We start from the raw sequence: 12,570 nt of genomic DNA, 5'->3' as shown, positions 1-12,570 counted from the left end.
GGGATCGTCGCACCCGATCTTTCCAAGGAAAAACCGAGGTTGGTTCGATCCGACGCAGACCCGTGGGCGGGGGGCTTGGGGTTTACGAGCCGGTGCCGGACCGAACCGTCTCAGGCAACGCCGGTAAATTCGTCGGACATTGGGGCATGAGCACGGATAAAAAAAGGCAGGATTGTGGCAAAGCATCACCAATTTCAACAGGCGTTTCGCAAACGTGACTGGACGCTGGAGAAACCGCGCGGTGCTGCCGTTGCCCGGCCGGGCCTTGCAATTCGGCAACGAAAGCGCCAACTTTGGTCGGCGTACGATTCATTGCGAGGATCCAGGCATGACTGATCGCAGCAGCGGGACGGAGGATGGGGACGCATCCGCAATATTGATCCCGCTGCATGAGGCAAGACGCGAACGCCTCGACCAGCCGGTGCGGTTCGACCGGCGCGAACTGGACCAGATCCTCAGGCTCTACGGCCGTATGGTTGCCGCCAATGAGTGGCGCGACTATGCCATCGACCATCTCGCCGACCGCGCCGTTTTTTCCGTCTTCCGCCGCACCAGCGAAGTGCCGCTTTTCCAGATCGTCAAGGATCCGAAGCTGGCGCGCCGGCAAGGCGCGTTCGCCGTCATCGCCGCCGGCGGGCGCATCCTCAAGCGCGGCCAGGAACTCGGCCGGGTGCTTGGCGTGTTCGACCGAACACTGAAGCTGGTCGAGGCGTAACCCTTTATTTTTGCAGGCGGAACTTGCGCTCGGGCAGCGATTGCGGATCAGGCGGGATGGACGCCCCGCCGTTGATCGGCAGCTGCATGAAAACCGTGTCCAGCCAGCGTCCGTGCTTATAGCCTGAGCCTTCCAGGCGGCCGGAATGACGAAAGCCGAGCTTCTCGTGCAACCGTACCGAGGCGCTGTCGGGCCGGCCGTCGCCGATCACCGCGATGATCTGGCGAAAACCCGCCGCCTTGGCCGCTTCGATCAGCCCTTGCATCAAGAGCAGCCCGACGCCTTGCCCTTTGGCCTCGGGCGCGACATAGACGGAATCCTCGACGACGAAGCGGTAGGCCGGGCGCGGCCGGAACGCCCCGGCATAGGCATAGCCGAGCACGCCGCCGGCCTTTTCCGCAACGAGATAGGGAAAGCCGCCCGCCATCAGAGTGTCGAAGCGCGTGCCCATCTCGGCGCGGCTCGGCGGTTCGAGTTCATAGCTCGCCGTGCCATTCGTCACCGCGTCGGCATAGATTTCCGTGATCCGGTCGAGATCGGCCGACGTCGCGGCCCGCAAGGTGATGCAGCTCATAATTTAGGCACGTCGTTCATCTGCCCTATATCACAGCAAAAGCCGGTACAAAAGAAAAGGGCGGCCATTGGGCCGCCCTTTTCGAACTCGCTGGTCCAGGAAAACCGTATTTAGCGACGGTCGCCCATGAACTGCAGCAGAAACATAAACAGGTTGATGAAGTCGAGATAGAGCCTCAATGCGCCCATAATCGCCTTGCGGCCGGCGACATCAGTCTCGTCGCCCTCGAAGTACATCTCCTTGATGTTCTGCGTGTCGTAGGCGGTGAGGCCCGCGAAGATCAGCACGCCGATCGCCGAAACGGCGAAGGAAAGCGCCGATGACTGCAGGAAGATGTTGATTACCATCGCGATGATCAGGCCGACCAGGCCCATGACCAGGAACGACCCGAACGCCGAGAGATCGCGCTTGGTCGTGTAGCCGTAGAGCGACAGCCCGCCAAAGGCGGCGGCGGTGGCGAAGAAGGTCTGCGAGATGCTGGCGGTGGTGTAGACCAGGAAGATCGACGACAGCGACAGGCCGACGAGGCCGGCGTAGACCCAGAATGTCGTCTGCGCGGCCGAAACGCTCATCGACTGGACGCGGAACGACAGGAACATCACCGCTGCCAGCGGGGCGAAGATCACCAGCCATTTCAGTGGCGAGCCGAAGATCGCGTAGCCGAACGAGGTCAGCATCTCGCCGCTTGGCAACGTCGCGACCGCCGAGGCGGGATCGCTGGTAGTGGCCAGCATGATTGTGCCGACCGCGGCAAGACCGGTGATGAGGAGGCCAAGCCCCATCAGATTGTAGACCTTGATCATGTAGGCCCGCAGGCCCTGGTCGATGGCAGCATCGACGCCGGCGCCGGGCACGGCGCGCGTCTGATAATTGCGAACGGGATCAGCCATGGAAATCCTCATATTGCTTCTGCCCCGTCCGGTGTCAGGTCCTTTTGAACCCAGGCGCCGCTGGCGGGGCTCCAGCATGCCTGCGCCGAAATATGATGGTTCTTGGCGTAAAGGACAAGACCGTAACCAAGCGTAATGCTCCGTGAAGTGCCGGAGATACGGTTTTATTGGCCTTCCCGCCCGGAACATTACCGAGATTTAATCGAAACCGGCTCTGGCTCAAAGATTCCGCAGCACCGGCGCCGCCTTGTGGCCCAGCACCCGCCACGTGCCGGCAAGGCCGATGCCGACCGTGACCACCAGCGAAAAGCCGATGGTCGCCACCGCCACCTCGGGCATGAAGTGCGATGGCAGCGTCATGATGCGCGCGACGACGAACCATGCCGCCACAGCGCCCGCCGCCAGCGCGAAGATCGCGGTAGCAAGGCCGATCAGCATATATTCCAGCGAAAACGCGGCGATCAGCGTTTTTCTGGTCGCACCCAGGGTCTTCAGCACCACCGCGTCGTGAATGCGAGCCCGGTTGCCGGCGGCGAGCGCCCCGGCCAGCACCAGCACCGAGGCGATCAATGCCACCCCCGCTGCTGCCCTGATTGCTGTGCCGAGTTGCGCCACCAGCCGGTTGATGATTTCGAGCGCGTCCTTGACCCTGACCGTCGTCACTGCGGGAAAGGCACGCGTGACGGCGTTGAGAAGATGCGCATCGTCGGCTGCCGACGCATTCGTCTCGGTCAGCGTCGCCAACCAGCCATGCGGCGCACCGGCGAACGTGTTGGGCGAGAACACCATGACGAAATTGATGCCCATGGTTTCCCATTCGACCTGGCGGAAATTGGCGATCTTGGCCGTGATGTTGCGGCCGAGCACGTTGACGGTGATGGTGTCGCCGAGCTTCAGCCCGATCTCTTTGCCTTCCTCGGCGGAAAACGAGACCAGCGGCTCGCCGGCATAGTTCTCCGGCCACCAGCTGCCCTCGGTCAGCGTCGCATTCTCCGGCAGCTTTGCGTCATAGGTCAGGCCGCGATCGCCGCGCAGTACCCAGGCGCCTTCGGCCGGAACCTTGACCTTGTCGACATCGACGCCGTTGAGCGCCATCACCCGGCCGCGCAGCATCGGCACCTTGATCAGCCTGCCTTGCGGTGCCTCTTTGCCGACCAGCGCGGAGAAGGCATCGACGTCACTGCTCTGGATATCGACGAAGAAGAAGTTCGGTGCCCTTTCCGGCAGGCTGCCCGAGATCTGCCGCCTGAGATTGCCGTCGATCAGCGCCAGCGTCACCAGCAGCGTCAGCCCGAGTCCCAACGACAGCACCACGGACGGCGTCAAGGCGCCAGGCCGATGGATGTTGCCGATGGCGAGCCTGAGCGCGGTCGAGCGCACGCGCGGGCTTTTCTTCGCCGCCCACTGCACCAGCGAGCCGACCACACGCAGCACCAGGAACGAAAAGATCGTGGCGCCAACGAAGATCGAGGCAATACGGCGGTCGCCGGAAAACAGGATCGCCAGTACCGCGAGCAGCAGCGCGATGCCCAATGCCGCGGCGATATAGAGCGGGCGGGGAAAACCGCGGCCCTCGAATCCCATTTCGCGAAACAGCGCCGTTGCCGGCACGTCGCGGGCGCGGCCGAGCGGCAGCAAGGCGAAAGCCAGCGTCACCAGCAGCCCGAACAGCGCTGCCATGCCGAGGGCGCCGGGATAGAACCCACCTTCCGCCGGCACTGGAATGACCGATTGGAGTGCCGCGCTGGCCGCGAACGGCATCAGCGCGCCAAGCACAAGGCCTAGCGTGATGCCGAGGGCGGCGATCATCAGGATCTGCACCAGATAGACGGCAAAGACGAAGCCGCCCGAAGCCCCCAGGCTCTTGAAGGTGGCGATGACGCCGCGCTTGCCGTCGAGATAGGCACGCACCGCATTGGCCACGCCGACGCCGCCGACCACCAGCGCCGTCAACCCAACCAGCGTCAGGAATTGCGAAAACCGTTCGATATTCGAGGACAGCGCCGGTGCTGCGTTGCTGCGGGTGCGGATCGACCAGCCGGCCTGCGGGAACTCTTTTGCCGCCTGGTCCTGGATCGCCTTGATCAGTGCCTCGCCGGTGCCGCCGGGCAGGCGGACCTTATAGGCGTTCTCGACCAGGCTGCCCGGCTGGATCAGGCCGGAAGCGGCAAGCCCGTCGGTCGACACCATCAGCCGCGGCGCAAAACCGAAGCCATCCGACACTGCATCCGGCTCGTTGACCAGCCTGGCACGCAGCTCGAACGTCGCGCTGCCGAGCTTCAGCCGGTCACCGATGCCAAGGTTCAGCCGCTCGAACAAGAGGTCCGGCGCGGCGGCGCCGAAGACCCCGGATTTTTCGCCGAACAGATCTTCTCGCGACAGCACCGGCTCGGTCTCCAGCGCGCCGTAGAGCGGATAGGCGCCGTCGACCGCCTTGGCCTCGACCAGCGCCTGGTCGGAGCCGTCCTCGAGCCTCGCCATCGAGCGCATATTGGCACTGTGCGAAACCGTGCCAAGCTGGTCGAGGAAGCTGCGTTCCGATCTGGTCGGATCGCGCTGGTTGAGCTGGAAGCGGAGATCGCCGCCGAGCAGCGTCTGGCCCTGGTCGGCAACACCGGCGGAAATCGCTTGCGCCACCGAATTGACGCCGCCGATCGCAGCGACGCCGAGCGCGATGCAGGCAAGGAAGATCAGGAAGCCGGACAGCCCGCCACGCATTTCTCGCAGCGAAAACCGAAAGGCGAGCCTCAGCGTGCGCGCCAGCGGCATCATGCGGTCACCCTGCCAGCCCTGGTGGCCGGCTTAGGCGCGTCTTCGATCCGCCCCGACCGCATCGACACCTGGCGCGAGCAGCGCGCCGCGAGTACCGGGTCATGCGTGACCAGCACCAGCGTCATGCCGCGTTCGGCCGCCTTGGCAAACAGCAGGTCGGCGACGTGCCGCCCCGTTGCCTGGTCGAGATTGCCGGTCGGCTCGTCGGCGATCAGGATGCGCGGCGACGGCGCCAGCGCCCGGGCGATCGCCACGCGCTGCTGCTCGCCGCCAGACAATTCGCCGGGGTAATGGGTGACGCGATCGCTCAAGCCCACCGCCGCCAGCTCGCGTGCCGCCACGCCGAATGGATCGACATGGCCGGCAAGCTCCAGCGGGACGGCAACGTTTTCCAGCGCCGTCATATTGGGGATGAGATGGAACGACTGGAACACGATGCCGATGTTTCGTCCTCGAAACGATGCGATCTCGTCTTCGCTTTTGCCGTTGAGCTGCTCGCCGGCAATTCGGACCGTACCCGAATCGACCCTTTCAAGTCCGGCCAAAACCATCAGCAATGTCGACTTTCCCGAACCTGAAGGTCCAACGATGCCGGTCGCTTCGCCGCCCGCAACATCGAGGCTGACGCCCTTCAGCACATGGACCGAGGATGCACCTTCGCCGAGCGTCAGCGATACGTCTTTCAGCGAAATGACGGCTTCTTCCAAAATCAAATCGTCCTATATGGGGGATGAAGGCTAGTGCATCCGATGCTCGACAAAGACGAAAACCTGCCTTCGCCAACAGATGTTCCTGGTCATATGGGGCCTGCCGCATGGCTTTCAAACATACCTTTGCCGCAGCGTTCGCCCTTTTCCTCGCCATTTGCGGCGCCATTTCGTCGGCGCGTGCTGAACCATTCACCATTGTCGGTTTCGGCGACAGCCTGATGGCGGGTTATGGCCTCGGGCCAGGTCAGGGCTTCACCGAGAAGCTGCAGGCGGCGCTGCGCGCCAAGGGCTACGATGTCACGGTCGCCAACGCCGGCGTCTCCGGCGATACGACGAGCGGCGGTCTGTCGCGGCTCGACTGGTCGGTGCCGGACGGCACGCAACTGGTCATCCTGGAGCTCGGCGCCAACGACATGCTGCGCGGCGTTTCGCCCGCCATAGCGGAAAAGAACCTGGACGCCATGCTGGCAAAGCTGAAGCAGCGCAAGATCGCCGTTTTGCTTGCCGGAATGCGCGCGGCGCCCAATCTCGGCGCCGACTACCAGAACGCCTTCGACGCGACCTTTCCGCGACTGGCTGAAAAATATGGCGTGCCGCTCTATCCTTTCTTTCTCGAGGGCATCGCCGGTCAATCCGTCCTGCAACTCGAGGACGGCCTTCATCCAAACGCCCGAGGCGTCGACCGCATCGTCGAGGGTATCCTGCCCAGTGTGGAGAAGACCATTGAAGCGGTCCGGGGCAATTCCTGAAGGCGAGGGTTCGCCGTCGCAACACCTTCCGCAGGGGAAGCTTTTAGGCAGGCCTGCGACCAACAAACCCCTTGCCCCGTTTGGATATCGATGATTCGCTAGGGGCAAGAGTTCGATTCGAGGACAGGAGGCTTCCCATGCCGCGTCTTTTTACCGCCCTCGAGATACCGCGTGATGCCGCTCTTTCGCTGTCCCTGCTCAGGGGCGGCCTGCCGGGAGCCCGCTGGATCGACGTCGAAAACTATCATCTGACGCTGCGCTTCATCGGCGATGTCGAGGGCCATGTCGCCGACGACATCGCCAATGCGCTTGACCGTGTTCACCGCCCGTCCTTCCCGCTGACGCTGTCCGGCGTCGGCGCCTTCGGCCAGAAGAAGCCGCATGCGGTGTGGGCCGGGGTCGCCGCTTCGCCCGATCTTTCCGCATTGCAGGCCGAGATCGAGCGCATCTGCCAGCGGCTCGGCATCCCGGCCGACCCGCGCAAGTTCATGCCGCATGTGACGCTGGCCCGCCTGCGCAATTCGAGCCCACTCGATGTCGCCCAGTATCTGTCGGCGCGCGGCAATTTTTCGACGCTGCCGTTCCGGGTCGGCCGCTTCGTGCTGATGTCGTCGCGCGATTCGGTCGGCGGCGGCCCTTACGTCGTCGAGGAGGCCTGGCGGCTTTCAGGTGCTGACAACCGCGTCGCCAGCCGTTTGGTCGGCGCCGCCGACGCTTCGCGGATCATGCGGTAGACGGACATGGCCAGGGAGAAACTAGCAAAAGAGGCGATCCGCGCCGAACTTGCCGGCCTCGACGGCTGGTCGCTGGCCAAGGATGGCGGCTCGATCACCCGCACCTTCACCTTCAAGAATTTCTCCGAAGCCTTTGCCTTCATGGCCCGCGTCGCCCTGGCCGCGGAGAAGATGGACCACCATCCCGACTGGTCGAACGTCTATAAGACGGTAAACGTGACGCTCAGCACGCACGACGCCGGCGGCCTGACCGCGCTGGATTTCGATCTGGCCAGGAAAATGAACCGCTATTTCGGCGGCTGAGCCTGTCTGCACCTTGCAGCGAGGTTCGGCTTTCACCACATTTTGCCTCGCGGTCACGCGTGAAGCCACGCGACGGCCGCAAGGAGAGGTTGATGGCGCAAAAATCCGGTTTTGATTTCTTCGGCCTCGGCAGCAAGCCGGGCAACGAGAGCGAAGTGCGCGAAAAGTTCTGGCGTACGGCGAAGAAGGCCGCCCGGCAGATCCCGTTCATGGAAGAGGTGGTCGCCGCCTATTACTGTGCCATGGACAAGAAGACGCCGCTTCGCGCCAAGGGCACCTTGCTTGCTGCGCTCGGCTATTTCGTGCTGCCGACGGACGTCATCCCCGATTTCATCCTTGGGCTAGGCTTCACCGACGACATCGCCGTGCTGACCGCCGCGATTACCGCCGTCAGCGCCCACATCACGCCGGCGCACCGGCTCGCCGCCAGGCAGGCCATCGCCGACAAGAGCTGAGCCGGTGCGGCGCAAAAAATCGCGTGAGAACCGATTTTCCGGCCGTCAAACCCACCGCCGCACCCGCGCCTTGTAGGCGCGATAGGCATCTCCGAACTTCCGCTCGAGATAGCGCTCTTCCGGCGCGATAACGCCGGTATTGATCACCCACAGCAGCGGGACGACGAGCGCAATAGCCCAAAGACTTCCGGCCGCGACGCCGAGGCCCAAATAGATGAGGGTCGTTCCCAGATAGAACGGATTCCTAGTGCGCCGATAGATACCGTCGACGACCAGCGCCGTCGTCGGCAAGGTCGGTGGTATGTTGGTTCCAGCGGCCTGAAAGCGGCCCGCTGCCATAAAGATGAACACGAAGCCGCACACCGCGAGCACGGCGCCGGTCAGATAGCGGGCGAACGCCTGCCCGGCCATAACCGGGAGCGGCACGAGCACCTCGAGCACGGTTGCCGCCACCAGGAAGCCGAGGAAGATCAAAGGTGGCAACGCAATGACCCCGGCCAAGTCGGGGGCGCCCGATCCGCCCGCCGCCTCCCCGCCATCCGACCGGGGCACCGCGCCACCGGCCGCCACGCGGACGGCGACACGAACGCCGAACACGATCGCCAGGACGAATGTGCCGCCCGCCAGGATCAGAACTGTCTCGGAAATGGCCATGGCCAAATCTCCCGTGAGCCGCCGGGGAGGGCACCCCGGCCGAGCGCCGTGGCGGCGAACGCAGACATGGTACCGCCTGCAGGGAAATTCGTCACGCACCTCAAAAAGCGAGAATCGCCGCAAGACCTAGCTGCTTGAAAAGTCAAACTCTTGCCGTTTTCGTGGCCTCCAAGTCGCGGCAGGGACATTGCGCCAGCCGCTTTTTCCAGCGGCAGCGCGAAGACGGCGGCGGTTTCCTGGCGTGAACATCCTTTTCTAAGGAGAAATTCACCGTTTGGTAACCCAGATTAAATCAAAATGAAGCGACGGGCAGGACGCCGAGCCGGCCTGCCGCCGCACCAGTGGAATACGGGAAAAGCGATGCGCGGATTGATTGCTATAGTTTCCAGCCTGGCCCTGGTGGCCTTGACGGCGCCCGCGCTGGCGCAGTCGGCAACCAAGATCGGCCAGCATAATGCCTGGGGCACCTACAGTTATCAGGCGTCGGGCGGCGGCAAGGTCTGCTATGTCCTGACGGTGCCAACCGACAAGCAGCCGCCGACGCTCGATCACGGCGACATGTTCTTCTTCGTCAGCCAGCGGCCGGGGCAGCAAGTGTCCTACGAGCCGCAATTCATCGCCGGCTATACCTTCAAGGAAGGTTCCAAGGCCACCGTCACCATCGACAAGAAGTCTTTTTCGATGTTCACGCGCGGCAAGTCGGCCTGGGTCGAGAACGCCGCCGAGGAGCCGGTGCTGATCGCCGCGATGAAGACCGGCACCGACATGAAGGTGTCGGCCAAGTCCGGCCGCGGCAACACCACCACCTACGTCTTCTCGCTGAAGGGCATCTCGGCGGCGCTGGCCTCGATCGCGAAGTGCAAGTAGGCGGTTAGGCGCGGTCTTCCCTTCTCCCCTTGTGGGAGAAGGTGGATCGGCGCGCAGCGCCGAGACGGAAGAGGGGTGTTGGACGGAACGCCGTCGGCGCCAAGCTGGAACACCCCTCATCCGACCGAGCTTCGCTCGGCCACCTTCTCCCACAAGGGGAGAAGGAAGAACCCCGGCATGACTCCGCCGCTAACCTGTGCTATGCGCCGCGCTTCATTTCGGGCACGATGCTGTATTCGGCCGCAAATCGCTTATATTGGCGCAACAATGACCCTTTCATTCGATCTTACCGCCGAAGGCGCGCGTGACGCGTTGCGCACCCGCACGACGCCTGAAAAACCGTCGCTGATCGGCTTGACGCGCGCCGAACTCGGGGCCGCCCTCGTCGCCGCCGGCATCGTGCCGGAGCGCCAGGCGAAAATGCGCGCCCAACAGCTCTGGCATTGGATCTATGTGCGCGGCGTTTCCGACTTCGCCGGCATGTTCAACATCTCCAAGGATCTGCGCGCCGCGCTCGACAGGCATTTCACCGTCGCCAGGCCCGAGATCGTCGAGGAGCAGATTTCCTCCGACGGAACCCGCAAATGGCTGTTCCGCTTTCCGCCGCGCGGCGCCGGCCGGCCGGTCGAGATCGAGACCGTCTACATTCCCGAAGAAGGCCGCGGCACGCTCTGCATCTCTTCGCAAGTCGGCTGCACCCTGACCTGCTCCTTCTGCCACACCGGCACGCAGAAACTGGTGCGCAACCTGACCGCCGAGGAAATCCTCGCCCAGCTCTTGACCGCCCGGGACCGGCTTGGCGATTTCCCCGACCGCGACACGCCCGACGGCGCCATCGTGCCGGCCGAGGGGCGGAAAGTGTCCAACGTCGTCATGATGGGCATGGGCGAGCCGCTCTACAATTTCGAGGCGGTGAAGAAGGCCCTGCTTATCGCATCCGACGGCGACGGGCTTTCCCTGTCGAAGAGGCGGATCACGCTCTCGACGTCCGGCGTGGTGCCCGAGATCTTCCGCACCGGTGAGGAGATCGGCGTCATGCTGGCGATCTCGCTGCACGCCACCAACGACGATCTGCGCGACCTTTTGGTGCCTATCAACAAGAAGTATCCGCTGAACGAACTGATCGCTGCCTGCCGTGCCTATCCCGGCCTGTCCAACGCCAAGCGGATCACCTTCGAATATGTCATGCTGAAGGACGTCAACGATTCGATCGAGGACGCCAAGGCGCTGGTCAAGCTGCTCAAGGGCATCCCCGCCAAGATCAATCTGATCCCGTTCAATCCGTGGCCGGGCACCAACTACCAGTGCTCGGACTGGGAGACGATCGAGAAATTCGCCGACTACATCAACAATGCCGGCTATGCCTCGCCGATCCGCACGCCGCGCGGCCGCGACATCCTGGCCGCCTGCGGCCAGCTCAAGTCGGACTCCGAGCGCATGCGCAAGGTCGACCGGCTGGCGCTGGAAGCGATGATGATCGCGGGGCATGGCGAGGCGTGAAATACCTCAGGCGATTGGCAGTGACTTTGCTCTGCTACGCCCTGGCTGCCTTCACCATGTCTCTGGTCTTTTTCCTGCTCGATGCACTGATGTGGTGGCGTGTTCCCGCTTTCCTGTCCACTCGAGATAGTTGGTCGCTGTTGCTGCTTGGAGCGATGATCGCAGGCATCTTTGGCGCACCGCTGGCAATCCCGATGGTCATTGCTTCCCAAGTTCTCGAGGCGAGACGCTGGATTCTTTTTGTCGTCGGGGGAGCTTTCGTTGGGACGTGCGTATTTGCGGTCTGGAAACTGCATCCGTCGGCACAGAGGCCACCGGACGTTGACGTGTTGGTGGCCCTAATCATTGCGGGAAGCTTGGCAGGAGCCGTCTATCGCCTGGTCGAGAGCCGGTTCCTGCAAATGCCCGGACAATTCGCGTGAACCGCCTCGTCGCCTATCTGATCCGCTTCGCCGTCATCCTTGTCGGCTACGGCGTTGCTTCGCTGGCGGCAAGCGCCTTCCTTAACGTCATGTTCCTGGCGTCTCTTGGGCTGATAACGGACGAGACGCAACCGGCGGCGCAGGCGTCGCTGTGGTTTTCAATCCCCTTCGTCGCGCTGTTCGTCGCCTATTTCGCCTTCATGCCGGCCGCCATCGCCATCCTCGTCTCCGAGATCCTTGGCCGGCGTGACTGGCTGTTCTATGCGCTGGCGGGCGCAGCGGTGGCGGCGGTCTTCCTTGGCTTCGTCCACCAGACGGCCGATGCCAATTTCGAGGTTACCAATACCAGCGTCATGCTGGCGGTGATCGGCTGCGGCATGGTCGGCGGTATTTTCTACTGGCTGAGCGCCGGCCGCTCGGCCGGAAGCTGGCGTCAGATCGGACGCCCTATTTCGCCTGGGCCGTCAGGATCTTGAGCGCGAAGGCCGAAAAAACTCCGGCAAACAGATAGTCGACGACGCGGGTCACACGCGGGCTGGATTTCATCGCGGCCGAGAATTTTTCCGCCGCCAGCACCATCGGCGCCGTCACCGGGATCGCCAGCACGACGAACATCGCGCCGAGGAAGAACAGCTTTCCCGGCGCGTCGGGATCATGCGCGGAGACGAATTGCGGCAGGAAGGTCATGAAGAACAGGATGATCTTCGGGTTGAGCAGATTGACCCCGAGCCCCGCCGCCCAGCTGCGGAACAGCGAGATCTGCGGCCCGCTCTTCTTCTCCGGTGAAAACGCCGACCCTTTTGTGATCGCCTGCCATGCCAGGAAGACCAGATAGCCGGCGCCGAAAATCTTCAGCACGAAGAACGCCATCGGCGAGGCGACGATCAGCGCCGAGACGCCGACCACCACCAGCGTGGTGTGGATCAGCGTGCCGCACAAGGCGCCGGCCATCGAGGCAAAGCCGGTGGCACGGCCCTGGCTCAGCGTGCGCGACACGAACAGCGTCATGTCAGGCCCGGGCGTGATCGCCAGGATGAAGGTGGCGATGGAGAACTGGATAAGCGTCGTACTGTCGGGGATGAAGGACATGGCTCGTCTCGTAGCGGCAAAAGACGGCGCAGCCATAGCGCAAGAGCCGTGTCCTCGCCAGCCTCTTGGAGATGAAGCATCTGGTCCAGGCATCGTTCGTCCCTTGCGCTGGCCTAAAACGCCGTGATACCTCGCC

The 12,570-nt window shown here is 63.5% G+C and carries 15 protein-coding genes; 9 read left to right on the top strand and 6 right to left on the bottom strand.

Translation table 11 applies throughout. The features are described 5' to 3' along the window. Positions 1 to 328 precede the first annotated feature (328 nt). Entirely contained in the window at positions 329 to 715 is a 387-nt protein-coding gene (locus tag NKI39_RS13705) for a DUF2794 domain-containing protein (protein WP_031212724.1), read from the top strand. 4 nt (positions 716 to 719) lie between these two features. Here NKI39_RS13705 and NKI39_RS13700 read toward each other — a convergent pair whose 3' ends face one another. The 4 genes from NKI39_RS13700 to NKI39_RS13685 all read right to left on the bottom strand — a co-directional run bounded on the left by NKI39_RS13700 (position 720) and on the right by NKI39_RS13685 (position 5,658). After that, positions 720 to 1,289, bottom strand: coding sequence for a GNAT family N-acetyltransferase (locus tag NKI39_RS13700; protein WP_352832349.1), 570 nt, complete (start codon positions 1,287 to 1,289; stop codon positions 720 to 722). 110 nt (positions 1,290 to 1,399) lie between these two features. Continuing rightward, entirely contained in the window at positions 1,400 to 2,179 is a 780-nt protein-coding gene (locus tag NKI39_RS13695) for a Bax inhibitor-1/YccA family protein (RefSeq protein ID WP_254817871.1), read from the bottom strand. Positions 2,180 to 2,398: 219 nt separating this feature from the next. Next, positions 2,399 to 4,948 (bottom strand): ABC transporter permease, encoded by a 2,550-nt coding sequence (locus NKI39_RS13690; protein ID WP_352832428.1) that lies wholly within the window; start codon positions 4,946 to 4,948, stop codon positions 2,399 to 2,401. After that, complete coding sequence (locus tag NKI39_RS13685; protein WP_352832346.1) at positions 4,948 to 5,658, bottom strand: ABC transporter ATP-binding protein; 711 nt, start codon at positions 5,656 to 5,658, stop codon at positions 4,948 to 4,950. The genes NKI39_RS13690 and NKI39_RS13685 overlap by 1 nt, the downstream gene beginning before the upstream one ends. 107 nt (positions 5,659 to 5,765) lie before the next feature. Here NKI39_RS13685 and NKI39_RS13680 point away from each other — a divergent pair, with 107 nt between their 5' ends. The 4 genes from NKI39_RS13680 (at position 5,766) to NKI39_RS13665 (ending at position 7,902) form a co-directional block, all read left to right on the top strand. Continuing rightward, a complete protein-coding gene (locus tag NKI39_RS13680) occupies positions 5,766 to 6,410 on the top strand; it encodes an arylesterase (protein WP_352450197.1) in 645 nt (214 codons plus the stop codon). Between the two features lie 137 nt (positions 6,411 to 6,547). Continuing rightward, entirely contained in the window at positions 6,548 to 7,144 is a 597-nt protein-coding gene (thpR, locus tag NKI39_RS13675; protein WP_352832344.1) for an RNA 2',3'-cyclic phosphodiesterase, read from the top strand. A gap of 6 nt (positions 7,145 to 7,150) precedes the next feature. Next, complete coding sequence (locus NKI39_RS13670; RefSeq protein WP_352470832.1) at positions 7,151 to 7,447, top strand: 4a-hydroxytetrahydrobiopterin dehydratase; 297 nt, start codon at positions 7,151 to 7,153, stop codon at positions 7,445 to 7,447. Between the two features lie 92 nt (positions 7,448 to 7,539). Beyond that, positions 7,540 to 7,902, top strand: coding sequence for a YkvA family protein (locus tag NKI39_RS13665; protein ID WP_031212728.1), 363 nt, complete (start codon positions 7,540 to 7,542; stop codon positions 7,900 to 7,902). 45 nt (positions 7,903 to 7,947) lie between these two features. Here the strand turns inward: NKI39_RS13665 and NKI39_RS13660 are convergent, their stop codons facing one another. Next, positions 7,948 to 8,556 carry a methyltransferase family protein gene (locus tag NKI39_RS13660; protein WP_352832341.1) on the bottom strand — a complete coding sequence of 203 codons (609 nt, stop codon included), beginning with the start codon at positions 8,554 to 8,556 and terminating at the stop codon, positions 7,948 to 7,950. A 360-nt stretch (positions 8,557 to 8,916) separates the two neighbouring features. Here NKI39_RS13660 and NKI39_RS13655 point away from each other — a divergent pair, with 360 nt between their 5' ends. From NKI39_RS13655 to NKI39_RS13640, 4 genes are all read left to right on the top strand, one after another. Further along, complete coding sequence (locus NKI39_RS13655; RefSeq protein ID WP_352832338.1) at positions 8,917 to 9,423, top strand: invasion associated locus B family protein; 507 nt, start codon at positions 8,917 to 8,919, stop codon at positions 9,421 to 9,423. A 267-nt stretch (positions 9,424 to 9,690) separates the two neighbouring features. After that, entirely contained in the window at positions 9,691 to 10,923 is a 1,233-nt protein-coding gene (rlmN, locus tag NKI39_RS13650; RefSeq protein ID WP_352767342.1) for a dual-specificity RNA methyltransferase RlmN, read from the top strand. After that, on the top strand, positions 10,920 to 11,345 hold the full coding sequence (locus NKI39_RS13645; RefSeq protein ID WP_352470834.1) for a hypothetical protein: 426 nt from the start codon (positions 10,920 to 10,922) through the stop codon (positions 11,343 to 11,345). Before rlmN ends, NKI39_RS13645 begins: the two co-directional genes overlap by 4 nt. Continuing rightward, entirely contained in the window at positions 11,342 to 11,821 is a 480-nt protein-coding gene (locus NKI39_RS13640; protein WP_352540808.1) for a hypothetical protein, read from the top strand. Before NKI39_RS13645 ends, NKI39_RS13640 begins: the two co-directional genes overlap by 4 nt. Here NKI39_RS13640 and NKI39_RS13635 read toward each other — a convergent pair. Continuing rightward, positions 11,793 to 12,434, bottom strand: coding sequence for a LysE family translocator (locus NKI39_RS13635; protein ID WP_023679833.1), 642 nt, complete (start codon positions 12,432 to 12,434; stop codon positions 11,793 to 11,795). The genes NKI39_RS13640 and NKI39_RS13635 overlap by 29 nt on opposite strands. Positions 12,435 to 12,570: the final 136 nt, after the last annotated feature.

Source organism: Mesorhizobium sp. M0664 (assembly GCF_040320565.1).
GTDB lineage: Bacteria > Pseudomonadota > Alphaproteobacteria > Rhizobiales > Rhizobiaceae > Mesorhizobium.
Note: the sequence above shows the minus strand (reverse complement) of the source record. Positions and strands in the feature narration are given on the sequence as shown.